Annotated in this window: 22 protein-coding genes and 2 pseudogenes; 9 read left to right on the top strand and 15 right to left on the bottom strand. The window is 71.0% G+C overall.

What is annotated here, in order from left to right:
• The 7 genes from ACRAWB_RS12820 to ACRAWB_RS12790 form a co-directional block, all read right to left on the bottom strand.
• The gene (locus ACRAWB_RS12820) at positions 1-1,137 is read right to left on the bottom strand and encodes a type III polyketide synthase (protein ID WP_431353672.1); all 1,137 of its coding nucleotides are present in this window, start codon (positions 1,135-1,137) and stop codon (positions 1-3) included.
• 133 nt (positions 1,138-1,270) lie between these two features.
• Complete coding sequence (locus ACRAWB_RS12815) at positions 1,271-2,443, bottom strand: mannitol-1-phosphate 5-dehydrogenase (RefSeq protein WP_431353671.1); 1,173 nt, start codon at positions 2,441-2,443, stop codon at positions 1,271-1,273.
• A complete protein-coding gene (locus ACRAWB_RS12810) occupies positions 2,440-2,877 on the bottom strand; it encodes a PTS sugar transporter subunit IIA (protein WP_431353670.1) in 438 nt (145 codons plus the stop codon). The genes ACRAWB_RS12815 and ACRAWB_RS12810 overlap by 4 nt, the downstream gene beginning before the upstream one ends.
• Entirely contained in the window at positions 2,874-4,487 is a 1,614-nt protein-coding gene (locus tag ACRAWB_RS12805; RefSeq protein WP_431353669.1) for a PTS mannitol transporter subunit IICB, read from the bottom strand. Before ACRAWB_RS12805 ends, ACRAWB_RS12810 begins: the two co-directional genes overlap by 4 nt.
• 27 nt (positions 4,488-4,514) lie before the next feature.
• Positions 4,515-6,191: a phosphoenolpyruvate--protein phosphotransferase gene (ptsP, locus tag ACRAWB_RS12800; protein WP_431353668.1), complete on the bottom strand. Its 1,677-nt coding sequence runs from the start codon at positions 6,189-6,191 to the stop codon at positions 4,515-4,517.
• A 2-nt stretch (positions 6,192-6,193) separates the two neighbouring features.
• Positions 6,194-6,460, bottom strand: a complete 267-nt coding sequence (locus ACRAWB_RS12795) for an HPr family phosphocarrier protein (protein ID WP_064111988.1) — start codon at positions 6,458-6,460, stop codon at positions 6,194-6,196.
• Between the two features lie 64 nt (positions 6,461-6,524).
• Complete coding sequence (locus tag ACRAWB_RS12790) at positions 6,525-6,833, bottom strand: PTS sugar transporter subunit IIB (protein WP_064110532.1); 309 nt, start codon at positions 6,831-6,833, stop codon at positions 6,525-6,527.
• Between the two features lie 161 nt (positions 6,834-6,994).
• Between ACRAWB_RS12790 and ACRAWB_RS12785 the strand changes: the two are divergent.
• A pseudogene (locus ACRAWB_RS12785) lies at positions 6,995-8,898 on the top strand (BglG family transcription antiterminator).
• Between the two features lie 93 nt (positions 8,899-8,991).
• On the opposite strand, the gene ACRAWB_RS12780 reads toward ACRAWB_RS12785, so the two are convergent.
• The 4 genes from ACRAWB_RS12780 to nucS form a co-directional block, all read right to left on the bottom strand.
• A complete protein-coding gene (locus tag ACRAWB_RS12780; RefSeq protein WP_431353667.1) occupies positions 8,992-9,441 on the bottom strand; it encodes a hypothetical protein in 450 nt (149 codons plus the stop codon).
• Positions 9,442-9,538: 97 nt separating this feature from the next.
• On the bottom strand, positions 9,539-10,216 hold the full coding sequence (locus ACRAWB_RS12775; RefSeq protein WP_431353666.1) for an HAD hydrolase-like protein: 678 nt from the start codon (positions 10,214-10,216) through the stop codon (positions 9,539-9,541).
• A gap of 37 nt (positions 10,217-10,253) precedes the next feature.
• Positions 10,254-10,679 carry an SseB family protein gene (locus ACRAWB_RS12770; RefSeq protein WP_431353665.1) on the bottom strand — a complete coding sequence of 142 codons (426 nt, stop codon included), beginning with the start codon at positions 10,677-10,679 and terminating at the stop codon, positions 10,254-10,256.
• The gene (gene nucS, locus ACRAWB_RS12765) at positions 10,679-11,374 is read right to left on the bottom strand and encodes an endonuclease NucS (RefSeq protein WP_363806523.1); all 696 of its coding nucleotides are present in this window, start codon (positions 11,372-11,374) and stop codon (positions 10,679-10,681) included. Before nucS ends, ACRAWB_RS12770 begins: the two co-directional genes overlap by 1 nt.
• Positions 11,375-11,432: 58 nt before the next feature.
• Here nucS and ACRAWB_RS12760 point away from each other — a divergent pair, with 58 nt between their 5' ends.
• A complete protein-coding gene (locus ACRAWB_RS12760; protein ID WP_431353664.1) occupies positions 11,433-12,479 on the top strand; it encodes a lactonase family protein in 1,047 nt (348 codons plus the stop codon).
• Positions 12,480-12,648: 169 nt separating this feature from the next.
• On the opposite strand, the gene ACRAWB_RS12755 is transcribed toward ACRAWB_RS12760, so the two are convergent.
• A complete protein-coding gene (locus tag ACRAWB_RS12755; protein WP_431353663.1) occupies positions 12,649-13,914 on the bottom strand; it encodes an MFS transporter in 1,266 nt (421 codons plus the stop codon).
• A gap of 70 nt (positions 13,915-13,984) precedes the next feature.
• Here ACRAWB_RS12755 and ACRAWB_RS12750 point away from each other — a divergent pair, with 70 nt between their 5' ends.
• The gene (locus ACRAWB_RS12750; protein ID WP_431353662.1) at positions 13,985-15,055 is read left to right on the top strand and encodes a LacI family DNA-binding transcriptional regulator; all 1,071 of its coding nucleotides are present in this window, start codon (positions 13,985-13,987) and stop codon (positions 15,053-15,055) included.
• 23 nt (positions 15,056-15,078) lie between these two features.
• Positions 15,079-16,290 carry an amidohydrolase gene (locus tag ACRAWB_RS12745; protein ID WP_431353661.1) on the top strand — a complete coding sequence of 404 codons (1,212 nt, stop codon included), beginning with the start codon at positions 15,079-15,081 and terminating at the stop codon, positions 16,288-16,290.
• 19 nt (positions 16,291-16,309) lie between these two features.
• Here the strand turns inward: ACRAWB_RS12745 and ACRAWB_RS12740 are convergent, their stop codons facing one another.
• Complete coding sequence (locus ACRAWB_RS12740; protein ID WP_431353660.1) at positions 16,310-17,650, bottom strand: MATE family efflux transporter; 1,341 nt, start codon at positions 17,648-17,650, stop codon at positions 16,310-16,312.
• A gap of 72 nt (positions 17,651-17,722) precedes the next feature.
• Between ACRAWB_RS12740 and ACRAWB_RS12735 the strand changes: the two genes are divergently transcribed.
• The 5 genes from ACRAWB_RS12735 (at position 17,723) to ACRAWB_RS12715 (ending at position 22,575) form a co-directional block, all read left to right on the top strand.
• A complete protein-coding gene (locus ACRAWB_RS12735) occupies positions 17,723-18,340 on the top strand; it encodes a hypothetical protein (protein WP_431353659.1) in 618 nt (205 codons plus the stop codon).
• A 65-nt stretch (positions 18,341-18,405) separates the two neighbouring features.
• Positions 18,406-19,398, top strand: coding sequence for a hypothetical protein (locus tag ACRAWB_RS12730; RefSeq protein WP_431353658.1), 993 nt, complete (start codon positions 18,406-18,408; stop codon positions 19,396-19,398).
• Between the two features lie 54 nt (positions 19,399-19,452).
• On the top strand, positions 19,453-20,394 hold the full coding sequence (locus tag ACRAWB_RS12725) for an ABC transporter ATP-binding protein (RefSeq protein WP_431353657.1): 942 nt from the start codon (positions 19,453-19,455) through the stop codon (positions 20,392-20,394).
• Positions 20,391-22,085 carry an ABC transporter permease gene (locus tag ACRAWB_RS12720; protein WP_431353656.1) on the top strand — a complete coding sequence of 565 codons (1,695 nt, stop codon included), beginning with the start codon at positions 20,391-20,393 and terminating at the stop codon, positions 22,083-22,085. Before ACRAWB_RS12725 ends, ACRAWB_RS12720 begins: the two co-directional genes overlap by 4 nt.
• Positions 22,086-22,101: 16 nt before the next feature.
• Positions 22,102-22,575: a GbsR/MarR family transcriptional regulator gene (locus tag ACRAWB_RS12715; protein WP_431354516.1), complete on the top strand. Its 474-nt coding sequence runs from the start codon at positions 22,102-22,104 to the stop codon at positions 22,573-22,575.
• Positions 22,576-22,581: 6 nt separating this feature from the next.
• Here the strand turns inward: ACRAWB_RS12715 and ACRAWB_RS12710 are convergent, their stop codons facing one another.
• A complete protein-coding gene (locus tag ACRAWB_RS12710; protein WP_431353655.1) occupies positions 22,582-23,490 on the bottom strand; it encodes a serine hydrolase in 909 nt (302 codons plus the stop codon).
• A gap of 160 nt (positions 23,491-23,650) precedes the next feature.
• A pseudogene (locus ACRAWB_RS12705) lies at positions 23,651-25,623 on the bottom strand (M13 family metallopeptidase).
• Positions 25,624-25,630 lie beyond the last annotated feature (7 nt).

Raw genomic sequence — 25,630 nt, 5'->3', positions numbered from 1 at the left:
TCATGAGGCGATCGCCGGCGTCGCAGCGCTCGCCGCAGCAGCGCTCACCGCCGCCGGAGCCGCCCGGCGCTCGCCGTCCGCCCACCGGAGAAGCACCAGCTCGCTGGTCACCCCCGGCCCCAGCGCGAACAGGAGCCCGATCGTTCCGGTGGCGTAGGCATCCAACTGCTCCGCGAGAACGTGGAGCACCGCGGCCGAGGACAGGTTGCCCACGTTGGCGAGCGACCGCCAGCTGGCGTCGAGTGCTCCCTCAGGCAGGTCGAGCGCCTGCGAGAACGCCTCCAGCACCTTCGGTCCGCCGGGGTGTGCGGCCCACGCGCCGACGTCCGAGACCTCGAGGCCGTGCGCCGCGAGGATGCCGCGTGCGTCGCCGGCGAAGTTCCGTTCGATGACCTCCGGGACGCCCGCGCTGAGCACGATGCGGAACCCCGTCCCGCCGATGTCCCAGCCGATCACATCCGCGGTGTCGGGATAGATGTGGCTGCGGGAGTCCACGACCTCCGGGCCCGCGAGGCCCAGCTGGTCCGCGCGCCGGTCGCCGACCATGACGACCGCGGCGGCGCCGTCGCCGAACAGTCCGCTGGCCACGATGTTCGCCATGGAGTCGTCGCTGGCCTGCACGGTCAGGGAGCACAGCTCGACCGACAGCAGCACGGCGACCTCATCCGGGTGGCCGGCCAGGTAGTCGTTGACGCGGGCGATCCCGGCGGCCCCGGCCACGCATCCCAGCCCGAAGCTCGGCAGGCGCTTGACGTCGGTACGCAGTCCGAGGCGCGAGACGAGCTGGGCGTCGATCGACGGCGCCGCGATGCCGGTCACCGAGGTGAAGAGGAGGAAGTCGACCTCGGTCGGCTCGAGTCCGGCGGAGGAGAGCGCCGCGGTGAGGGCGCGCTCGGCGAGCGAGGTGCCTTCGGCGATGAAGTAGTCGTTCGACTCCTGGAACGACGCCAGCGAGCTGTACTGCTCCAGCGGCATCACCAGGCTGCGCGTCTGCACCCCGGACGACGCGTGGATGCGGCGCATCACCTGCTGGCGGGCGGGGTCGGATGTGATCATCGCGAGCAGCGCAGCGGTGATCTCCCCCTGGCTGTAGCTGCGCGCCGGGAGGACCGGCGCGACCGACACGATTCGGCTCACAAGCGAAACGTACCACCGCCCTCTGCCCCCGACACCGCTGGTCGGCGAACACCCAGCCCCAGCCCCGAGCACAGGAAAAACGCTCCGGATCGGGGGAATCCGGAGCGCTTTTCCTGTGCTCGCGGGCCGAGGGTCAGAGGGATTCGTCGCGGCGGTCCTGCTGGGCGGCCACGACCACGGCGGTGAGGGGCGCGTGGAGGAGGTCGCCGGGGGCGACACCCATGACCTCTTCGACGATCGCAGCCGCGTCCGCCTCGTCGAGCAGCCGCTGCAGCTCGACGCTCTGGGTGTCCTCGGGGACGTCGAAGCGCAGGGCAGCGCCGATCGCCGCGACCAGCGCCTCGGGGACGCCGCCCACGTACTCCGCGTAGTCGGACGCCGGACCCACGAACCGGTCGTTGCGCCCGAGCTTGCGGATCGGCTCGCGACCGACGCGGGTCACCTCGTCCACGAGATACGGGTTGGCGAACCGGCCGAGGATCTTCGCCCGGTACGCGGCCAGGTCCTCCTCCGACAGGCCGTGCTTCGCCGACAGCGCCGCCGAGGTCTCGCGCAGCGCTGCTTCGGCGACCTCGCGCACCTCGGGGATGGCGATCGCCTCGCTGATCGTCGTCGCGCCCTTCAGGAAGCCCGTGTAGGCGACGGTCGCGTGACCCGTGTTCACCGTGAACAGCTTGCGCTCGATGTACGGTCCCAGCGAGTCCACGAAGTGCGCGCCCGGGATGCGCGGCTCGTGACCGCCGAACGGCGTGCGGTCGACCACCCACTCGTAGAACGTCTCAACCGTGACGTCGATCCCGGCGTCCGGCGCCTGGGCCGGCACGATCCGGTCGACGGCGGTGTTCGCGAAGACGGCGCGCGCGGCGAGTTCTTCGCGAGTGTCGTCGTCCGGGAGGCCGTCCATCAGCTCGGCGGCCAGCAGGTCGGAGGCGCCGATCGCGTTCTCGCACGCCATGACGGCGAGTCGCGGTGCGTCCTCCGCGCGGGCGGCGAGCCCGCGGGCGATCACCGGCGCGACGAACCGGAGGATGCGCGGCCCGACCGCGGTCGTGACGACGTCCGCCGTCGCGATCTCGGCGACCAACGCCTCCTCGTCCGTCGCGCTGTTGATCGCGCGGAAACCGGTGACGGTCTTCGTCTCCGACTCCTCGCCCACGAGGTGGACGTCGTAGGAGTCGGCCGCGGCCAGCGCGTCGATCAGCTCGGCGTTGACGTCGGCGAACACCACCTCGTACCCGGCTTCGTGGAGCAGGAGCCCCACGAAGCCGCGTCCGATGTTTCCCGCACCGAAGTGGACGGCCTTCACTCGTTCACATCTCCCAAGAGCGCGTACAGCGCATCCGCATCCGGAGCGTCCAGCAGCTTCTGCACGTCGTCCTCCTCCGAGAAGAGGATGGCGATCTTGGACAGGATCTCCAGGTGCTCGTTGTTCTGCCCGGCGATGCCGACGACGAACCGCACCTCCTCGCCGCCCCAGTCGAGCGGCGAGGAGTAGCGGATGAAGGACAGCGCCGACCGCTTGATCTCGTCCTTGGACTCGTTGGTGCCGTGCGGGATGGCGAGGCCGTTCCCCATGAAGGTGGAGACGGTGTTCTCGCGGTCCTGCATCGAGTCGACGTAACCCGGCTCGACGGCGCCGGCCCGAACCAGCAGGTCACCCGCCTCGCGGATCGCGTCCTCCCGCGTGGTCGCGGTACCCGCGGCCACGACGTTCGCCCGGTCGAGAATCGTGTCGGTCATTTGGTGGCGTCCTCCGGGGTCTTCTGCTGGTTGGTGACGAGGTCGACGACCTCGTCGTACTTGGGGCTGTTCATGAAGTTGTCGACCGAGACGTGGAGCGAGTTCGGCGACTGGCCCTTCGCGCGGTCGGTGAGCTCGCGCTGCGTGATGACCAGGTCGGCGGTGCCGTCGAGGTTGCTGATGGCCTGGTTGGTCACCGTCACCCCTTCGACGCCGGCCTTCTTCATCTTGTTGCGCAGCACGGACGCGCCCATCGCGCTCGAACCCATCCCAGCGTCGCACGCGAAGACGATGTTCTGCACCAGTCGCTTGGTGGCGTCGCCCTGGGCGTCGCCGGTGTCGTGCTCGCCCTCCTGGACCAGGCCCTCGAGGATCGACGACTCCTTGCCCTTGTTCGCCTCGGTTTGAGCGACGGCGGCGGACAGGTCGCCCGCGTTGCCCGCGGCGAGGTCGCGCTTGCGGCTGGCCCGCAGGATGATCGACGCGACGATGAAGGACACGGCGGCCGCGAGGACCACGGAGAGCGTGACGCCGACGAAGCTGTCCGCCGGGGTCTGCAGCAGCACCGCGATGATCGATCCGGGCGACGCCGGGGCGCGCAGGCCGGACCCGAAGGTGACGTTGGTGGCGATGCCGGTCATGCCGCCGAGGATGGCCGCGATGATGATGGCCGGCTTCATGAGCACGTAGGGGAAGTAGATCTCGTGGATGCCGCCGACGAACTGGATCAGCGCGGCGCCCGGGGCGCTCGCACGAGCGATGCCGAGGCCGAAGATCGAGTACGCGATCAGGATGCCGAAGCCGGGGCCGGGGTTGGCCTCCAGCAGGAACAGGATCGACTTGCCGGTCTGCTGCGCCTGCTCGACGCCCAGCGGGGTGAGCACGCCGTGGTTGATGGCGTTGTTGAGGAACAGCACCTTGCCCGGCTCGATCAGGATGCTGGCGAAGGGCAGCAGGTGCGCCGAGACGAGCCAGTTGACCGCGCCGCCCAGGACCGAGCTCAGCCACTCGACGATCGGCGCGATCCCGAAGAAGGCGGCGATCGAGAGCAGCATGCCGACGATGCCGGCGGAGAAGTTGTTGACCAGCATCTCGAAGCCGGCCTTGATCTTGCCGTCCCAGAGGCGGTCGACCTGCTTCATGACCCACGCGGCGCCCGGGCCGAGGATCATGGCGCCGATGAACATCGGGATGGTCGATCCGACGATCACGCCCATAGTCGCGATCGCGCCCACCACGCCGCCGCGGACGCCGTAGACCATGCGGCCGCCGGTGTTGGCGATGAGCAGCGGGAGCAGGTACGTGATCATCGGGCTGACCAGGCCGACGTACTGCTGGAAGGTGTGGCCGCTCGGGTCCTGCGAGAGCACGGTCGCCGCGCCCTGCCAGCCGATCTTCGCCTGGTCGCCGAAGCCGCCGAGGATCGGGCTGATCGCCCATCCTGTGTTCTGCAGCCATCCGGTCGCGATGAACAGGGCCGTGATGAACCCCCACGCGATGAACGCGGGGATGTTCGGCATGACCATGTTGGAGAGGAAGGTGCCGAACCGCTGCACGTGGACACGTGCGCTGCTCGGCTTCTTCGGCGTCGTCGCTGTCGCCGTCGTCATTTGGGTGCCTCTTTCTGGTGGTGGGGGTTAGGAGGTGAACCGCTCGGCGGCCGCGCGGACCGCTTCCCGGGCTTCGGCCGCGCCATCGGCGGCCAGGGCGGTCTCGGCCAGGGATCGGGCCTGTCCGAGGGTGTAGCGCTTGAGGGAAAGCCGCACGTCGGCCAGGGCCGCGGGCGACATGGACAGGGTGGTGGCGCCGAGTCCGACGAGCACCACGGCGAGCAGCGGGTCCGCTGCCGCCTCGCCGCAGATCCCGACCGGCTTGCCGTGCGCGACGCCCGCCGCGCCGACCTCGCCGATCAGGCGGAGGACGGCGGGATGCCACGGGTCCTGGAAGCCGGCGACCGAGCCGAGCAGGCGGTCGGCCGCGAGGGTGTACTGCGTGAGGTCGTTGGTCCCGATGGAGGCGAAGTCGGCCACCTCGAGGACGCGGTCGGAGAGGAGCGCGGCCGACGGCACCTCGACCATGACGCCGACCGTCTTGAGGCCGTACTCCCGGCCCAGCTCGGTGAAGTAGCGCGTCTCCTCGACGGTGGACACCATCGGCGCCATGACCCAGAGGTCGGCGTCGGTCTGCGCATCCGCTTCGGCGAGGGCGGTCAGCTGCTCGCGGAGGATGTCCTCGTTGGCGCGCAGCGAGCGCAGGCCGCGCAGGCCCAGCGCCGGGTTGTCCTCATGAGCGTCGTTGAGGAATTCGAGCGGCTTGTCCGCGCCGGCGTCGAGCACGCGGACGACGACCTTCTTGCCGCCGCCGAACGCGCTCAGGAGCTTGACGTACTGCTCGCGCTGCTGCTCCACGGTCGGCGCCATGCGCGCGTCCAGGAACAGGAACTCGGTGCGGAACAGTCCGACGCCCTCGGCGCCCGCCGCGACCGCGCCCTCGGCGCCTTCGGCCGAGCCGAGGTTCGCCAGCAGCGGGATGGCCGTGCCGTCCGCCAGAGCGCCCGGCTCGACGCCGCCGGCAAGCGCTGCCGCGCGCTCGTCGATGCGGCGCTGGGCGTCGGCGCGCTGGTCGTCGGTCGGTGCGACGGTGACAGTGCCGGATGCCGCGTCCACGACGACCTCGTCGCCGTCGGCCAGCTGGTCCGCGCCGGCGGCGCCCACGACGGCGACGATGGACTTCTCGCGCGCCAGGATCGCGGTGTGCGAGGTCGGTCCGCCCTCCTTCGTCACCAGGCCGAGCACCTTCGTCAGGTCGAGCAGGGCGGTGTCGGCCGGCGCGAGGTCGTGGGCGACCAGGATGTACGGCTCGTCGGAGTGCGGGACGCCCGGCGCGGGCTTGCCCTCCAGCGCTGCGACGACGCGCTGGGAGACGTCATCGAGGTCGCCGGCGCGCTCGCCCATGTAGCCGCCGAGGTCCTTCAGCATGTCGCGGAACACCGCGAAGCCCTCGAACACGGCGCGCTCGGCGGTCTTGCCGCCGTCGATCCGGGAGGCGACGTCGTCGGCGAGGGTGGAGTCCTCCGCCATCATCGACTGCGCCTCGAGCACGTCCGCGGCGGTACCGCTGACGGTGGAGGCGCGCTCGCGCAGGTCGGCGGCGACCGTGGCCACCGCCTGCTGGACACGCGCCTTCTCCTCATCCGGAGTGCGCGTGCTCGGCTGGTCGGCCGGCTCGGGCAGCGGGGCCGACATCCGCAGGACGCGACCGATGGCGACGCCCTGGCCGATGCCGGCGCCGGTGAGAGTGGACGATTCGCTCATGATCAGGCGTCGTGGTCCGTGGCCAGGATCTCGGCCAGGTCGTCGAGGACGGCCTCGCCGTTGTCCGCGTCGGTGGTGAGCACGATCTTGTCGCCGTGGTCGATGCCCAGCGAGATCACGCCGAGGATGCTGCCGGCGTCGACGGTCTTGCCGCCCTCCTTCGTCAGCTTCACCTTCGCGCCCGAGCCGTTGACCGCTTCGACGAAGAGCTTCGCCGGGCGGGCGTGCAGCCCGTGCGCCGATCCGACGGTGATGATCCGTTCAGCCATGGTCATGATCTCCTTCGCTCCGTACCGGCCGGGATGGCCGCCCCCATTCTTCGAATGGCTCTGCTCATAGTGTCGTCGCCTTAGCGCTGAGGGCCAGGTCCAGCGCGCGCTCGCCGTCGAGGGCTGCGGGGGAGACAGGAGGCAGCACGGCGACGGCCGTGCCGGTGGCGGCCGCGCGCTCGCGCAGGCCGGGGACGGCGTACTCGAGGTGCGCGCCGACCAGGACGACGTCCACACCGTCCAGGGAGTCCAGCTGGCTGGCGCTTCCCGGCTCGACCTCGACGATCGTCCCGCGGGTCCGGGCGGCGCTGCGCAGCTTGACGGCAACGAAGGTGCTGGACGCGCCGGCGCCGCAAACGACCACGATCCTCATCGATCTTGCCTTTCCGGGGTGGAGCTCATGGGACGTCGATCATGGTCTCTCCGGCCGGAGTCGCGGTTCCAGCAGCGTTTCTTCCGGGGGTGCGGAAAGATGGGCGGAACCCCCGGCGGCGCACCCGCGAGGTGGTTGACTCGTCTCGGAAGGTGGTCCCGGTGGCGCTCTCGGCGAAGCAGACGAGGATGCTCGACATCCTCGCGCGTCGTGCTGCCTGGGTGACGGCGGGGAGCTCGCGCGCGACATCGGCGTGACCACCCGCAGCATCCGGTCGTACGCCGCCGCCCTCGGCGAGCTCGTCGAGTCGGGACCGAGCGGCTATCGGGTCAAGACGGACGCGTACGCCGCCTACCTCGCCGGCGACGGCACCTCGGAGGCGGGCACCGCCGGGTCGCCGCAGGAGCGGCTGGTCTTCCTGGTGCGACGCCTGCTCGACGAGCCCGAGGGCGTCGACGTGTACGAGACCGCCGAGAGCCTGTTCGTCTCCGACTCCACCATCGAGTCCGACCTGACCCGGATGCGCGGGCTGCTCGCCGGCACCGAGCTGTCCCTGGAGCGGCACGGCGCCACGGTGCAGCTGCTCGGGCCGGAGATCGCGCGGCGCAAGCTGCTGAGCCGCCTGTTCCGCGACGAGATGCGGCAGAGCGTGGTGGACGTGGCGCGCATCCAGGAGGCATTCGGCTCGCAGGGGCTGGCCGAGTTCAAGTCCGACCTGGTGGCGATGCTGGACGCGCGGGGCTTCTTCGTCAACGAGTACGGCATCAACGACGTGCTGCTGCACATGGCGGTCGCACTCGACCGTGTCGCGAAGAACCGGGTGCTGCCGACGGTCGAGGAGCCGGAGGCGAGCGAGACCATCCGCTCCCTCGCGCGTGATCTGGGCGAGCTGATCGAACGGCACTTCGGCACCGCACTGGACCCCACCGAGCTGCGCTACCTCGCCATCCTGATGCGGACGCGCGTCATCGCGCCCGGCGCCGGACGGGACACGGTCGCGGAGTTCGTCAGCCCCGCCGACCTGGAGGTGGTCCGCGGCATCATCGACCGCGCCTCCACCGAGTACCTGATCGACCTGCACGACGAGGACTTCATCGTCCGGCTGACCCTCCACGTCCAGAACCTGATCGCCCGCGCTCACGAGAACACCTACTCGCGCAACCCGCTCACCCGCTCCATCAAGAGCTCGTATCCGATGATCTACGAGCTCGCCGTCTACATCGCCAGCCGGCTGCAGGCCGCCGAGGGGATCGCCGTCAACGACGACGAGATCGCCTACATCGCGATGCACGTGGGCGCCTACCTGGAGCAGCAGTCGCGGCGGCGGGATGCGGTCACCTGTGCGGTGGTGTGTCCCAACTACTACGACATGCACATCCTGCTGCGCGACCGGCTCGAGAGCACGCTCGGCGACGAGCTCGACATCACCAGCGTGATCACGTCGACCGACGCCGACTGGGACGCGATCGACGCCGATCTCGTGCTGACGACGATCGACCCGCTGGTCCGGCGCGAGAACACGGTCATCGTGCAGCCGTTCCTGACCGAGACGGATGTGGAGCACGTACGGCAGGCCGCCTCCCGCATCCGCCGGCAGCGCCACCGGGCGCGCATCAAGAGCGAGCTGCTGGAGTACTTCGACGAGAGCCTGTTCCTGCGCAACTTCTACGCGCGCGACCCGATCACGATGATCCGCGCCCTCGGCGACCGGATGATCGCGGCCGGGGCGATCGACCAGGAATACGTGGATCAGACGGTCGAGCGGGAGCAGATGTCGTCGACGGCGTTCACCGACTCGCTGGCGGTGCCGCACTCCATGACGATGAGCGCGAAGCGGACGGCGATCGCGATTGTGGTCAACGACACCGCGATCGATTGGGGCGACGCGCGCGTGAACGTGATCGCGTTCATCGCCTTCTCGGCGGAGGGACGCGCGTCCTTCCAGACTGTCTTCGACCAGTTCGTCGAGGTCTTCTCCGACCGCGAAGCGGTCCTGGCCCTGATCCGCCGAGCCGACACGTTCACCGCGTTCATCGACGAGCTCGTCCGCATGATCGACGCCTGACCCCAACCGCCGAGCACAGGAAAAACGCCCCGATCCACGCGGATTCGGAGCGTTTTTCCTGTGCTCGACGGCTAGCGGCGGGGCCCGGGGGTGTTACTGGCTGGCGGTGACGGCGTAGGTGACCGAGACGCCCGGGGTCTTCACCGCGACGGTGTACTTGTCGTTGGTGTAGACGGCCGCGGAGTCGGTCGCGCCGGCCTGCTCGGTGTAGCCCTTCTCCTTCAGCGCGGAGGTGGCGTCGGCGAAGCCGTTCTTGCCCTTCGGCTGCACGGTGACCGACCAGCCGTTGGTCTTGTCGCCGCGGGCGACCACGACGGTGCCCTCGACGAGCGGCACGTCGTCCTTCGGGAAGTCGGCGGGCAGCTCCTCGGACTTCTGGCCCGAGTTCGCGTCGGCGTCGCCGACGACCTTCGACGACGAGGACGCCCCCGGCGTCTCCGGAGTGACGTAGTTGCTGTTGCCGTTGGACGAGCAGCCGGCCAGCGTGGCGATGGTCAGGGCCGCGACGATGGCGGCCGGAACGAACGGATTACGTGTGCGCATGTTGATTCCTAGTGCTGTATGAGGTGCGGTATCGCAACCAGACAGCCTACTCGCGCACGCCGCCCCGCGCGGGACAGTGCCTGCACGGAATTCTCCTTCAGCCGAGCAGGAGCTGACTCAGCTGGTCGGCCGAGTGCACGACAGCGATCGCGCCCGTGGCTTCGGCGGGGGAGCCGTACCCCCACTCCACGAGGATCGTCGGCAGCCCGTGAGCGCCGGCGCCCTCCACGTCGTACGCCCGGTCGCCGACCATCACGGTGTGGTCGAGGTCGACGCCGCGCTCGCCGAGGCGGCGCAGGGCCTCGGCCACCACGTCCGCCTTCGCGCTGCGGCTCTCATCCTCGGTCGCGCCGGTGATGACGTCGAAGTACTGAGCGAGGCCGAAGTGCTCGAGGATGCGCGTGGCCTGGATCTCCGGCTTGCTCGTCGCCAGCGCGATCGGGATGCCGGACGCGTGCACGCGCTCCAGCAGCCCGCGGATGCCGGGGAACACCGCCGAGTCGAGTGCGCCGTGCTCCGAGTAGTCGGCGCGGTAGACGGCAAGCGCCTCGCGCGCCTCCGGTTCGGTCATGCCGCCGAACTTCTCGAGCGAGTCGAGCAGCGGCGGCCCGACGTACTCGAGCAGCTGGGCGGGGGTGGGTACCGGCCGGCCCAGCGTCGCGAACATGCGCGCGAGCGAGGAGGTGATGCCGGGGGCGGAGTCGGTGAGGGTGCCGTCGAGGTCGAACAGGATGCAGGTCCAGGTTCGCGTGACGGTGGGGGTCGGGTTGGTCATAGCGGTCCTACTGTATGTTAGGTATCTGGGGCCTGCGTCAGCGCTCGCTGAGGGCGGACTCGATGTGGGAGCGTGCGACCACCATGGTGTGCTCCGCTCCCGGGTCGAATTGCACGGCCACGAAGTCGGCGGTGCGGATGAAGCCGAGGGCTTCGAGTGCGGGCACGATGACCGCCTGGACGCGTGCGCCCTCGCCCTCCGCGGTCTGCGCGACGGCGGCGCGGAGCGCGTTCATCGAGGTGAAGAGCGGGAGCACCGCCTCGCCGGTGGTGGAGCTGATCGTGCGCAGGCGCGTGTCCTGCGGGGTGGAGCCGGTCACATCCACGACGAGGCCGCCCTTCGTCGCCGCGGCGAGCAGCGCATCCAGGTTCTCGAGGGTCGGCTCGGCGGCGATCGCGGCCAGCGCCTTCTTGACGGGGCCGTTCTCGTAGCTCTGCGGGAAGCGCGGTGCGGGGCGGGCCATCAGAACAGCCTGCTGTCGCTGTCGTCGAGGCCGCGCATGGCGTCGTAGTCGAGCACCAGGCAGCGGATGCCGCGGTCCTCGGCCAGCGTGCGCGCCTGCGGCTTGATCTCCTGCGCGGCGAAGACGCCGGTCACGGGCGCCAGGTGCGGGTCGCGGTTCATCAGCTCGAGGTAGCGGGTCAGCTGCTCGACGCCGTCGATGTCGCCGCGACGCTTCAGCTCGACCGCCACCGCCGCCCCCTGACCGTCGCGGGCGAGGATGTCCACCGGCCCGATTGCGGTCATGTACTCGCGGCGGACCAGCACGTGACCGTCGCCCAGCAGATGGATCTGCTCGGCGAGCAGCTTCTGCAGGTGCGCCTCCACGCCGTCCTTCTGGAGCCCGGGGTCGACGCCGAGGTCGTGGGCGGTGTCGCTCAGGATCTCGTGGATCGACACGACGAGCATGTCGGCTGTCTTCGCCTGGGTGACGCGCCACACCTCGCGGATGCCTGCCGCCTGCTGCAGCTCGTCCGGCTCGTCGACCGTGAGGGTGCAGGGCGGGCTCATCCAGTTGAGGGGCTTGTACGAGCCGCCGTCGGAGTGGACGAGGAGGCTGCCGTCCGCCTTCAGCATCAGCAGGCGGGTGGCCAGGGGCAGGTGCGCGCTGAGCCGGCCGGCATAGTCGACGGAGCAGGTGGCAATGACGAGACGCACCGGGCAATCCTACTTGGGGTCATCGGCCTTCGTGTGCGGCCGGTGGTTGGATGGGCGCATGCCCCGCGAACTCCTCATCGGCACGTACACCGAGACCCTTCCGCACGTCCACGGCCACGCGGAAGGGGTGCTGTCGGCGCGATTCGACGGGACGGCGGTGACGGACGTCCGCGTCCTGGCGCGGGTGACGAATCCCTCGTGGGTGACAGTCGCGCGGGGTGGCGCGGCGGTCTATGCGGTGAGCGAGAACGAGCCCGACGGCAGCGTCGTCGCCTTCTCACGTGCATCCGACGGTGCGCTGACGGAGCTCGGCTCGGCGTCGAGCGGAGGAGCGTCGCCGGCGCACCTCGTCGTGCACCCCGCCCTCCCGCTGCTCGTCACGGGAACGTACGGGAGCGGCACAGTGTCCGTCTACGCGCTGGGCGACGGTGGCGGCCTCGGCGAGCGGACCGCGTTCGTGCAGCACGAGGGCCGCGGCCCCGAGCCGGAGCGCCAGGACGCACCCCACGTCCACCAGCTGAGCATCGACCCGGTGACCGGCGACGTCGTGGTGGTCGACCTCGGCCTCGGGGAGGTGCGCTGGTACGCACTGTCGGATTCGGGCGAGCTCACCCTGCGGCCCGAGGCGACCGTGGTGGTGGGATCGGCCGGGCCGCGGCACCTGGCGTTCACCGCCGACGGGACGCACGCCCTCCTCGTCAACGAGCTCGACTCCAGCCTCGACGTCCTGCGGCGCGAGGGCGACCGGTTCGTCCGGGTGCAGAGCACCACGACGCGGGCGGACGGCGCGACCGGGGACAACGCGCCGGCGGCCGTCTGCATCAGCGCCTCCGGCACCACAGTGCTCGTCAGCAACCGCGGCGATGACGCTATCGCCGTGTTCGCGTTCGACCCGACGGCGTCGCGGGTCTCGCTCGTCGCCTCTGTGCCGGTGGGCGGCCGGACGCCGCGCGACCTCGTGATCGCGCCTGAGGGCGACCGCGTGCTCGCCGCCTGTCAGGACAGCGACGAGATCAGGGTCTTCGCGTTCGACGAGTCATCTCGCGGCCTGACGCTGCTCGGCGCTTCCCCGGTCCCGACCCCCGTCCGCATCGCCTTCCCCTGACCCCGGGACCCCACTCCCGTCAGTTGCTCGTCGTTGCGGTGGGCGACGGCGTGTCGACCGCACCTACCAGCAACTCGCGCGCTTCGGGACTGCACCCACCGCGCGAAGTGCAGCTTCTTGCGCAGCTCCGCGGCGTGTCGGCCGCAGTTAGCTGCACTTCGGCGGGCCGCTAGGCGGGGTCGGAGGCGGGCTCGCGGGCCGGGGCGGGAGCGGCCACCGGACGGACGGCCGGCGCCGCCAAGAACGCGGCCACCAGCAGCGCGAGCACCAGGAACAGCGCGTTCAACAGCCCGAAGTGCTGCCCCAGGAAGCCGATCAGCGGCGGCCCCGCGAGGAACGCGCAGTACCCGATGATCGCGACCGCGGATACACGCGCGGCGGGGTTCGCCGCGCCATCCGCCGCTGCCGACATCCCGAGCGGGAAGCCCAGCGAGACGCCGAAGCCCCACAGCACGGTTCCGATAACAACGACCCACATCGGGCCGCCGACGATGAACAGCACCAGTCCCACCGCGCCCATCCCGGCCGTGATGCGGATGGCGGCCACGCGGCCGATGCGGTCCACGATCGGGCCGCCGACCACTCGTCCGACGGTCATCGCCGCCACGAAGAAGCCGAAAACCACCGCTCCGATCGAATTCGACTGGCCGTGACCGTCGACCACCGCTAGCGAGATCCAGTCGTTCGCAGAGCCCTCGCCGAACGCCATCCCGAGCATCACGACGCCGATCAGGATGAGACGCCAGTCCGCCCACACCGCCAGCGACGTGCGCATGCGCTCGCCGAAGGGGATGCGCTCAGTCGGGGCCGCCGCCTCGTCGCCGAGCTCCGCCTCCCGCGGGATGTAGCGGATGGCGATGAGAGCGACCACGACGATCGCCACCGCGATCCCGAGCAGGTGCCACGCGACCGGCACCGCCAGCCAGGCCGCCAGTGCGCCGATGGCCGCGCCCAGTACGGTGCCGAGGCTGAAGCACGCGTGCATCAGGGGGAGCAGCGTCTTGCCGATCTCCCGCTCGACCGCCGTCGCCTCCACATTCATCATGACGTCGACCATGCCGTTGCCGAAGCCGAGCAGGACGAGGCCGATTGCGACGAGCGGGACGCTGTGGAACGTCGTCGAGCCGAACCCGATGGCGAGCGTCCCGATCGCGACGATGACGAGTCCGCCGACCATGCCACGGTGCGGTCCGAACCGTACGAGCACGGGCGAGGAGACCGAGAGCCCCGCGATCGCGCCGATCGACATCCCGAGGATGAGCAGACCGACTGCGGACGGGTCCTTGCCGAGCCCGAGGTCATCGCGGACGCCCGGGATGCGCGCCACCCAGGTGGCCATCGCGAGGCCGCTCAGGATGAAGATCACGAAGATCGCGTTCCGCCAGGCGCTCAGCTCTCGGCGGGTGCGCGTCGGGGTGGAGGTCGGCTGTGACATCGGTGCGATTCCTGGGGGTTTCGTCGGCTCGAATCGTTTCGATCGAAACGATTCGACTAAGCTACCACACGTGAACGAACCCAGCACAGCCCCTGCGGGCGTCCGGCCGACGCTGGCCGCCGTCGCCCGCCTAGCCGGCGTGTCCAACTCCACGGCGTCGCTCGCCTTCTCCGGAACCGGTCCGGTCTCCGACGCCACACGCGAGCGCGTGCTCGAGGCCGCGAAACGCCTCAACTACGCAGGGCCCGATCCACGGGCCCGCTCCCTCCGCCGCGGTCGCTCCGGCATCGTCGGCGTGGTCATGGAGGAGCGCGTCCGCGACGCGTTCCGCGACCCGATCAAGATCGCCCTCCTCGACGGCATCACGGAGGAGATCGGCGCGATCGATGCGGGCCTCCTCATCCTCACCGACGCCGGGGACGCAGCCCAGCGCATCGAGGACGCGCCGATGGATGCGGTGGTGCTCATCGGTTGCAGCCCGCGGCTGGACGAGTCGGTCGCCACGCTCCGCCAGCGCGGCATCCCGCTCGTCGCGATCGAGGGCGATCCGGCCGACGGCGTGCCGACCATCGGCCAGGACAACCGCGAGGCGACCCGCATCGCCGCGCAGCACCTGTACGACCTCGGTCACCGCGATGTCGCCGTGGTCACCCTGTCGCTCACCCGCGACCGGGCCCGCGGTGCGTTGACGGTCGAGCGGATGACCGCGGCCAGTTCCACCACCGCGATCGAGCGCCTGATGGGTGCACGCGACGTCTTCCCGGACGCGGGTGGCTGGGTGACCCGCGGGTCCTTCGTCGAGGAGGGCCGCGCCGCAGGCCGCGCGCTGCTGGCCGACCCGGCCCGGCGCCCGACCGCGATCATCGCGCAGAGCGACCTGCTGGCCGCGGGCGTCATCCGCGCCGCCGAAGAGCTCGGGCTGACGGTCCCGGGAGACGTGAGCGTGGTCGGCTTCGACGGCGTCCGCGTCGACGGGCTCTGGCCGTACGACCTCACCACCCTCGTGCAGCCGGCCGTCGACAAGGGCCGCGCCGCCGGTCGGGCCGTGGTCGACATGCTCGAGGGCGGCGAGCCGCAGCCCTCCACCTTCACCAGCGTGTTCCACCACGGCAACACCACGGCGGCTCCGCGGAAGGGCTAGCGGCCCGGTCGTAGGCTGGCGGTATGGATCTCGAAGCGCTGTACCGCGACCTGCACGCCCACCCCGAACTCGCCTTCACCGAGCACCGCACCGCGGGTATCGTCGCCGACCACCTGACGGAGCTCGGACTCGAGGTCCACACCGGCATCGCCACGACCGGTGTCGTCGGCGTGCTCCGGAACGGCGAGGGCCCGACGGTGCTGCTGCGGGCCGACATGGATGCGCTCCCGGTCCGTGAGCAGACCGGACTGCCGTGGGCGTCGACCGAGACGGTGACGGACGCGGCGGGCAACACGGTGCCGCTGATGCACGCGTGCGGCCACGACATCCACATCACCTGCCTGCTCGGTGCGGTCGAGTCGCTGAACGACTCGCGTTCGGAGTGGTCCGGCACGCTGGTCGCCCTGTTCCAGCCCGCCGAGGAGCACGGCGGCGGCGCGCAGGTGATGGTCGAGGACGGCCTGTACGAGAAGATCCCGGTCCCGGATGTGGTGCTCGGCCAGCACGTGCTGCCGGCGCCTGCAGGCATGGTCGGAGCCCACCCCGGCGCTGCGATGGCCGCGGTGGACACCATGGAAGTGACGCTGCACGGACGCGGCGGCCACGGCTCTCGCCCGGAGACCACCATCGACCCGGTCGTGATGGCAGCGGCGACCGTGATGCGACTGCAGACCGTCGTCTCGCGCGACATCGCGCCGCAGGACACCGCCGTCGTCACCGTGGGCAGCCTGCACGCGGGCACGAAGAACAACATCATCGCCGCCGAGGCCACACTCGGGATCAGCGTGCGCAGCTTCAACGAGGACGTGCGGCAGCGCGTGCTCGACGGCGTGCACCGCATCATCCGAGCGGAGTCCGAGGCGTCTGGAGCGCCCAAGGCGCCCGACATGGAATGGGGCGAGCGCTACCCGGTGACCGTGAACGAGCCGGACGCGACGGCTCGCGTCAACGCCGCCTTCGCCGCCGAGTTCGGCGAGGACAAGGTGCTGGCGCCGGGCGCGCTCTCCGGCAGCGAGGATGTCGGAAATCTCGCCACCGCCGCGGGCGCACCGCTGGTCTACTGGATGCTCGGCGGCGCGGACCCGGAGACGGTGTTCGCCGCGATGGCCGCGGGGACGGTGGAGACCGATATCCCGACCAACCACTCGCCCTTCTTCGCGCCGCTGCCGCAGCCGACGATCGACACCGGCGTTCGGGCGCTGGTGGTGGCCGCGCGGCAGTGGCTGGCCGCCTGACGCCGGCTGCGCGCGGGCGTCAGATCGTGGCGCCTGCGCGCATCCACACCCGCCCACGGGCACGCAGGCCCAGAGTCACGGCGCGCGCCCCCAGGTAGCCCAGCGCGAACGCAGCCGTCAGGGCAGCCAGCCCGAGAGCGTCGTGCGCGCCCCACGCGGCTGCCGCGACCGCGAGCGGCACGAACACCGCGACGTTGATCAGCCCGGTCAGCGCCAGGTAGCGCGCGTCGCCCGCGCCGATCAGCACGCCGTCGAGCACGAACACGTAGCCGCCGAGCGGCGCACCGAGGCCGACGATCGCGAGCGAGAGCGGCAGCAGTGCGGCCACGGACGCCTCGCTCGTGAACAGCGCCGCGGCGAACGGGCTCAGCGCGATCGTCACGACCCCGAGCACGGCACCCGCACCGATGCCCCACTGGATGCATCGGCGCAGCACCGCGCGAACGCTCTCCAGGTCGCCCTCGCCCAGCCCCTTCCCGATCAGCGCCTGCGCGGCGATCGCCAGGGCGTCGAGCGCGAAGGCGAGCGTCGCGAAGACCGTCATGGTGACCTGGAACGCGGCGAGCTCGTCCGGCCCGAGCTGCGTCGCCGCGAATACCGCGAGCAGCATCGCAGCGCGGAGGCTGGCGGTGCGCAGGAACAGCCAGCCGCCCGCCCGGGCCGTCCGCCCGATCCCGGCATGGTGGGGGAGGAGGGGCGCGCCCACGCGGCGCGCATGCCGGGCGACGATCACGGCGTAGACGGCGACCATGCCCCACTGCGCCGCGACGGTTCCGAGGGCCGAGCCCGCGATCCCGAGCCCGGCGACGTAGATGAACACGAAGTTGAGGAGGATGTTCGCCGCGAAGCCCGCAACCGCGACCGCCAGCGGCGTGCGGGTGTCCTGCAGGCCGCGGAGCAGGCCGGTCGCCGCGTAGACGATCAGCATTGCAGGAAGCCCGAGCATCGACAGCGTGAGGTACTGCTCCGCCTGGTCCGTCACGCCGGGCGAGGCGCCGAACAGGCTCACGAGGAACGGCGACGCCGCCCATCCCGCCGCGGCGAGCACGACGCCGAGCGCGAGCGCGAGCCAGCAACCGTCCACCCCCGCGGCGACCGCGCCACGAAGGTCGCCCGCACCGAGCCGCCGCGCGACCGCCGGGGTGGTGCTGTACGCGAGGAAGACCATCAGCCCGACGATCGTCTGCAGCACCGCGCTGGCGATCCCGAGCCCCGCCAGGGGATCCACGCCCAGGTGCCCGACCATGGCGGAGTCGGCCAGCAGGAACACCGGCTCGGCGACCAGCGCGCCGAGGGCCGGGACGGCGAGCCGTAGGATCTCGCGATCGACGGGACGGCGCAGGATGGTGCTCACGACCATCCACGCTAGCCCCGCCCACCGACGCGCGGCGCCGCTGCCACCGATGTCGGTGGTCGACCGTACGGTGGACGCATGAGCCACCTGATGCCGGAACCCCTCGCCACCTGGACCTGGCGGCTTGAGCGGGTGCGCAACGGGCGAACGGTGCTCACGAAGGCGCAGGCGACCACCGCGCGCGCCGATCTGGCCGGCGACCGGGCGGCGCATCCCGAGTCGTACGTCGGGTACGAGGAGGAATTCGCGGCGGCGCTCGACGAGCTCGAGGTGCTGTCGCGGCAGGCGAACCGGCACGACGACCTGCTGTCGGTCATGGCGGCGGACCGGCGCCGCGCTGAGCGCGAGGCGGTGGCCGCCGGATCGGACGCACAGGCCTCGGGGCGCGTGCGCAGCTCGCTCGCGGCCGAGCACGACCGGGTGCCTGGGGGTCTGCCGGACCTGCTCGACCAGTGGGTGCACCGGCTCATCCGGTACCGCGCGGGTGTGAAGATCATCTCTCCGATCGAGGCGGCGCAGGCCGAGATCCGCCTGCGCAACGAGGCCGACCTGCGCCCGGGGCTGTACCGCGCCGGCGTCGCGGCGGGCTACTACCACCGGGCGGTGCGCGAACTCGGCGAGATCGCCACCGCCGAGCGCCGTGGGCGTCGCGACCGGGACGGGTCGGTGCGAGGCCTGAGCGGCATCCTGGTCTGACACACGCCCCGCAGCCCGCGGCGAACTACGATCGACCCAGACGCGTCGAGGGCGAAGGGGGAGCGGTGAGTCCGAACGAGGCGGCCGATGTGCTGGGGGTGGCACCGACGGCGACGGTGGACGAGGTTCAGCGAGCGTACGAGGCGAAGATCGCCGAAGTGGGGGACGACGTCCAACGGCGTGACGCGGTGACGGCGGCGCGGGATGCGCTGCTCGCGGCGTCCGCGTGGCAGGCGCCGGGTGCGGCACACGCGCCGACGGCGCCGGTGGACGCGTCGCCGCAGCACTCGGGATATGCGCCGCCGCCCGACAGCGCTGCTCCGCAGCCGCCATATGGGGTCGGCGGCCCGACCGCTGCTCCTCAGGCGCCTTACGCAGCCGGTGGCCCGGCCGCTGCGCCGCAGCCGCCCTCTGCCACCGGTGGGCCGACCGCTGCGCCGCCGCCCTCTGCCACCGGTGGGCCGACCGCGGCGCCGCCGCCCTATGCGCCCGGCGGCCCGACCGCGGCACCGCAGTCGCCGTATGCGGCCGACGGGCCCACCGTCCCTCCGCAGCCGCCGTACCCCGCCGCCCCCTGGTACCCCGCACCGCCGCCCGCCCGCCGCGGCCTCTCCACCGGCGCCATCGTCGGCATCACGCTGGGCAGCATCGCGGCGGCCCTCGTCATCCTCATCGTGGTCTTCGTCGCCATCTTCGCGGTCGCGCACCAGTCGGCGCGGCTTGCAGATCCCGGCCTCGGCTCCACCGCGGCGCCGTTCGACGATCCCTCCGACGATCCGTCTCAGGGCGGCGACGCTGCGTCTGCCGAGGACTACGACGTCGACGGCGTGCACGTCCATAACGTCGACGGCTGGACCTTCGAGCTCACCGCCGGCCAGTCCTGCACCGGCGCGCAGATCACCGCAGGTTTCTCCGACAGCCCGGACGGCGACGACCTGGACCAGTGGAGCACCGTCGTCGACCTCGAGGCCGGCGTTCCGGTCACCATCACGATCCCCGACTCCGCGTCCGACTACGACTACGCGGGCATTGAGACGATCGACTGCTCACAAGCCTGATTCGCTGAAATCACAACTTTCACGAATTACTGAAACGAGCGTATGATCACGCCCATGGATGCGGTGATCGACGTCTCCGGACTTGAAAAACGATTCGGACGCGTGCGCGCCCTCGATGGTCTCGACCTGAGTGTGACGCAGGGGACCGTCCACGGCTTCCTCGGCCCGAACGGCGCCGGGAAGTCCACGACGATCCGGGTGCTGCTCGGTCTCGCGCGACCGAACGGCGGCCGCGCGGCGCTGTTCGGCCGCGACCCGTGGAAGGATGCGGTCGACCTGCACCGGCGCATCGCCTATGTGCCGGGCGATGTCAGCCTGTGGCCCAACCTGTCCGGCGGGGAGGCCATCGACCTTCTCGCACGCCTTCGCGGCGGCACCACCGACAAGGCGGCGTACGCGGCACGGCGCAAGCGGCTCCTGGACGTGTTCCAGCTCGATCCGACCAAGAAGGGCCGCGCCTACTCCAAGGGCAACCGGCAGAAGGTCGCGCTCGTCGCCGCCTTCGCCACTCCTGCCGACCTCTACATCCTCGACGAGCCGACGAGCGGGCTCGATCCGCTGATGGAAGCCGTCTTCAACAGTGAGATCCGGCGGATCGCTTCGGAGGGGGCGACCGTGCTGCTCTCCAGCCACATCCTGTCCGAGGTCGAGCAGCTGTGCGACCGGGTCACCATCATCCGGGCAGGCCGTACGGTCGAGAGCGGGACGCTCGACGAACTCCGACACCTGACCCGCACCGAGGTGTCCTTCCGCGCCGACGGCGTGCCGCAGGAGGCGCTGGCGCAGCTCCCGAGCGCCCACGACCTCGCTGTGCGGGACGGGCGCGTCCGCTTCACCGCGGACAGCGACGCCCTCGCGCCGGTTCTCGCAGAACTCGCCCGCCTCGATGTCCGCGGCCTGACCGTCGCGCCCCCATCACTCGAGGAGCTGTTCCTGCGGCACTACGGCGACGACCTCACCGAGGCCGCGCCGGAGTCCGTCGAGGCACGGCGATGAGCACCGCGACCGCTCCTGTCCGGTCCGCGCACACCGGCGCCGAGGCATCGCAACCGAGTTCCCTCGCGGTCATGGTCGCACTGCTGAGGCAGCGCGTCCGGCGCGATCGTTGGCAGCTGCTGGTCTGGCTCGTCGTCATCGGCGTCCTCGCGGCGTTCTCGGCGGCGAGCATCCAGCAGACGTACGCCGATGCGGCCGGCAGGGCCGAACTCATCCGGTTGGCGCTGGCGAATCCCGCCATCCTCCTGCTGCGCGGGCTCCCGCGGGGCGCGGGGCTCGGTGCGCTCACCTTTTTCGAGATCTACACATTCCTGGCGCTGGTCGCCGGGCTGATGAATACCTTCCTCGCGGTGCGGCACTCGCGCGCCGAAGAGGAGTCGGGGCGGGCCGAGCTGATCGCCTCCACACCGGCAGGGCGACGTCTCCCCACCGGCGCGACGGTCGTGCTCGCTGTCGTGACGAACATCCTGCTGACCCTTGTCGTCGCGCTCGGGTTCATCGCGGCCGGCCTTCCGGCAGCGGGGTCGTTCGTCGCGGGGGCCGCCACCGGTGGCGCGGGGCTCGCCTTCTTCGGCGTCGGCCTGCTGCTGGCGCAGATCTTCAGCACGTCTCGTGCGGCGAACGGCTACGCGTCAGCGGTGGTCGTGCTGGCCTACCTCCTGCGGGGCGTCGGCGACGCGATCGGGACGCCGTACGGCGATGGCCTGCGGCTGCGATCGGGATGGCCCACCTGGCTCAGCCCGATCGGCTGGGGCGAGCAGACGGCGGCGTACACCGCTGACGACCTGGTCCCGGTCCTGCTCCAGCTCGCCCTCGCGGCGGCGCTCGTCGTCGCCGTCTTCGGGCTGCAGGCGGTGCGCGACACCGGCGCGGGCGTCGTGCCGGAAAGGGCCGCCCGCGCCACAGCATCCCCGCTTCTCTCGGGCATGGGCGGCCTGGCCTGGCGCCTGCAATGGCCGGTCATCCTCGGCTGGACGATCGGCGGAGCCTTGACGGGCGTCCTCGCGGGCGCCCTGGGGAACGTCGTGAACAGCTCTTTCGCCAACAACCCCGACCTGTCGGGCATCCGGGACGCCCTGTCCCACATGGGCTCGGGCGGCAGCGGTCCACTCGCGCAGCTCTTCATCTCCGCGATCTTCTCCGTCGTCGGTGTCCTGGCGGCGGCCTGCGCGGTGCAGGCGGTGATCCGGCTGCGTCAGGAGGAGGCGTCGGGTACCGCCGAGACGGTCGTCGCCACGCCGGTATCCCGACTCCGCTGGCTGTTCGCGTTCGTGGTGGTCGGCGTCGTAGCCGTCGTCGCCGTGCTTCTGGCGGCGGCGCTCGCGTCGGGCCTGTCTGCACTGGCGGCGGGTGAGCATGCATCCACGATGGGCGCGTCGTTCGCCGCAGCCGCCGCGCAGTTCCCGGTCGCGGTCGTCTACCTCGGGGTGCTGACGCTGCTCTTCGTCGTGCTGCCGAGCTGGACCGTCCCGGTCGGGTGGACCGCCCTGGGCCTCGGCGCGTTCGTCGGCATCTTCGGCGTGCTCGTCAAGCTTCCCGACGGCATCCGCCACCTCTCGCCGTTCGCCGACGCCCCGGTCGTGGTCGGCGACGTCGACTGGACCGGGGGATACTGGATGCTCGGCATCACGATCGCCGCCCTCGCGGCAGCTGCGGCGCTGATCCGCCGACGCGACTTCGCCATCGGATAGAGACGGGACGGTGCCCATGGCCAGAGACGAGGCGGCGCTCGCCGAGGTGATGGAGCACTCCGCCGCCGTCCTGACCGCGGCCGGGTTCCCGAGGATGCCGGCGCGCGTGCTCATGGCGCTCACCGTCACGGAGTCGCCTGGGCTCACGGCCGCCGAGCTGGCAGAACGTCTCGACGTCAGCGCCGCCGCCATCTCCGGCGCCGTCCGTTATCTGCAGACGCTGGGCATCATCCGGCGGCTGGCGCAGAACGGCAGCCGCAGGGACCGGTACGAGATCCCGAGCGACTGGTACGCGCTCATGGCGCGCAACAGCCCGATCTACGGCGCCCTCGCCGACCAGGCGGAGGCGGGGCTCGCCGCGGTGGGCGACCCGGAGTCGCCCGCGACCGAGCGCCTGCGCGACATGGCGGGCTTCTACCGCTTCGTGCAGGGACGTCTCCCCAAGCTCATCGCGGAGTGGGAGCAGGTCCGCAGCGCCCGGCAGGACTGAGCGCCCTCAGAAGACGTACTCGAGAAGATCGAGCCCGACGGCTCGCATCCCCTCGATCACGGCAAGGCGCTCAGGCAGGCTGGTGTCGTCGAAGTAGGTCGACACCGCGTATGTGACCCCTGCGCGCGGACCCCGCAGCACGCCGACCTCGCTGCGCACGCCGTCGTCGGTGCCGGTCTTATTGACGAGCAGGATGCCGTGCTCCGGGTGCCGGTGCGAGTGCGGGTCGAGCCCGAACGCGCTGGAGACCAGCGAGAAGTCGCTGTTGAGCGACAGCCAGGAGATGACCCGCTGGCTCGTCGCCGGATTGACGATCTCGCCGCGGGCGAGCGCGGAGAACAGCCAGGTGAGCTCGTTGGCGCTGCCGACAGAGAGCTGTGGCGCGTCGTCCGGACCGCGGTGGTCGCGCACGAGGTCGAGGAGTGCGGTGCGGGTGAGGCCAAGCGACTCCGTCCGGGCGCTCACAGCCTCCAGACCGACGCGGCGCAGCAGGACGTTGGTGGCGAGGTTGTCGCTGGTCGCCCCGACGAGGGCCGCCAGGTCGGCGACAGGCAGGGACGGCACATGGAGGTGCTGCCAGATGCCCGACTCGCCGGCGATGTCGCGCGGATCGCGGTCCAGGTGGGCCAGCGGGCTCAACTCGCCGGACTGCAGCCGTGCGGCGACCTCGACCAGGAGCAGCACCTTGCCGATGCTCGCCGTCGGCATCACGACGTGGTCGTCGACGGAGAAGAGCACGGTGCCGGTCGACAGGTCGGTCGCCCGGGCCGAGACCTGCACGCCTGCGACGGCCAGTCGGCCCAGCGCGTCGAAGCCGCGGCTGAAGGTCTCCGTCGACCCAGGCGCCCGATGCCGCCCGCGGCGCGTGGACGCCTGGCGTGCCCGGCGGGCGGACTCTTGAGCCTGGATCGTCACGGTGGTGCGGGGTCTTTCTTCCGGTCGGTTGTGCCGTCGCCGCGGCGCCCCTCCCGGCCCCGCCGGCCGTCTTCGCGAGGGTGTGTGCGAAGACGACAGGGACGATGTTACCCCGTGCTCGGGGGACACGCGCAGCGAGGTCGGGAGGAGCGCGCGGAGGTCACCAGATGGTGACGCGCTCCGCCGGGGCGAGCCACAGGCGGTCGCCCTCGGCGACATCGAACGTCTCGTAGAAGGCGTCGATGTTGCGCACGATCTGGTTGCAGCGGAACTCGTTCGGCGAGTGGGGGTCGATCGCGAGCAGGCGGATGACCTCCTCGTCGCGTCCCTTCTGCTGCCAGGCCTGCGCCCACGAGAGGAAGAACCGCTCGGCGCCGGTCAGGCCGTCGACCACGGGAGGCTCCTGGCCGTTCAGCGACAGCAGGTAGGCCTTCCAGGCGATGCCGAGGCCGCCCAGGTCGCCGATGTTCTCGCCGATGGTGAGCGCGCCGTTGACGTGGTGCTCGGGCACCTGGGCGGGAGCGAGCGCGTTGTACTGCTCGATCAGGCTCGCGGTGCGCTTCTCGAACGCCGCGCGGTCCGCCTCCGTCCACCAGTCCTCGAGGCGGCCGTCGCCGTCGAACTTGGAGCCCTGGTCGTCGAAGCCGTGGCCGATCTCGTGCCCGATGACCGCGCCGATGGCGCCGTAGTTGGCCGCCGCGTCCCGCTCCGGATCGAAGAACGGGAACTGCAGGATCGCCGCCGGGAAGACGATCTCGTTGAAGCCGGGGTTGTAGTACGCGTTGATGGTCTGCGGGGTCATGAACCACTCGTCGCGGTCGATCGGCTTGCCGATCTTGCCCAGCTCGCGGTTGAACTCGAACAGCGCCGCCGCGCGGACGTTGCCGACGAGGTTCGTCGGATCGACGACGAGGCTGGAGTAGTCGCGCCACTTCACCGGGTAGCCGATCTTCGGCGTGAACTTCTCGAGCTTGTCCAGCGCGCGCTTCCGCGTCTCCTCGCCCATCCACTCGAGGTGCTGGATGCTCTGGCGGTAGGCCTCGATGAGGTTCGCGACCAGCGCGTCCATCTGCTCCTTCGCCGCGGGCGGGAAGTGCTGCTCGACGTAGATGCGACCGACGGCCTCGCCCATCGCGCCCTCGACGAGCGAGACGCCGCGCTTCCAGCGGGCTCGCATCTGCGGGGTTCCGGTCAGGGTGCGGCCGTAGAAGTCGAAGTTCGCCTCCACGAAGTCGCCCGAGAGGTAGGGCGCCGCGCCGTGGATGACCTGCCAGGTCAGCCAGTCGCGCCAGGCGTCCAGGCGGTCCTCGGTGAGCAGACCCGCGAGGCCGGCGGTGAACGACGGCTGCCGCAGCACGACCTCGGCCAGCGCGCCCTGGGGGCGCCGAGGGCGTCGGCCCAGACGTCAAGGTCCGCCGCCTGGCCGGTCGCGCCGCCGTCGAAGACGGCCTTCGCGTCCGCCCAGCTGTAAAGGTTGTAGGTCTTCTCGGAGTCGCGGGAGGCGACGTTGTCCCAGTGCTGCGCCGCGATGGCCGTCTCGAGGTCGAAGACGCGCTGAGCACGGGTCGGCGCGTCGTCGATGCCGGCGAGCTCGAACATCCGCTGGATGTGTGCGACGAACGCCTCGCGCACCGGCGCGAACCGCTCCTCGCGGAAGTACGACTCGTCGGGCAGCGAGATGCCGGACTGCTCCAGGAAGACGAGGTAGCGCTCCGGGTCGCCCGGGTCGTTGTCGACGAACAGCTGATAGAACCCGCCGAGGCCGCGGCGCTCGAGCTTGCCGATGGTCGAGAGCAGGCTCGGGATGCTGTCCACGCCGTCGGCGAAGGTCAGCTCGTCGCGGATCGCCTCCACCCCGAGGGCGTCGATCCGCTCCTCGTCCATGAAGCTTGTGTAGAGGTCGCCGAACTTCCGCTCCTCCGTGCCCTCGTCGGCGTTCTGCGCCTGCTCGACGATCTCGTGGACCGCCTTCTCCGACTCCTCCGCCAGCACCATGAACGAACCCCAGCGCGCCTTGTCGGCCGGGATCTCGGTGCGGTCGAGCCACTTGCCGTTCACGTGACGGAAGAGGTCGTCCTGCGGGCGGACGGCGGGGTCGAGTTCGTCGGTGCGGATACCGGAGTCGAGCGTCATGCGCCCA

The organism is Leifsonia poae (assembly GCF_050632865.1).
Lineage (GTDB): Bacteria > Actinomycetota > Actinomycetes > Actinomycetales > Microbacteriaceae > Leifsonia > Leifsonia poae_B.
The sequence above is the reverse complement of the archived record's forward strand: the minus strand, read 5'-3'. Positions and strand labels throughout refer to the sequence as shown.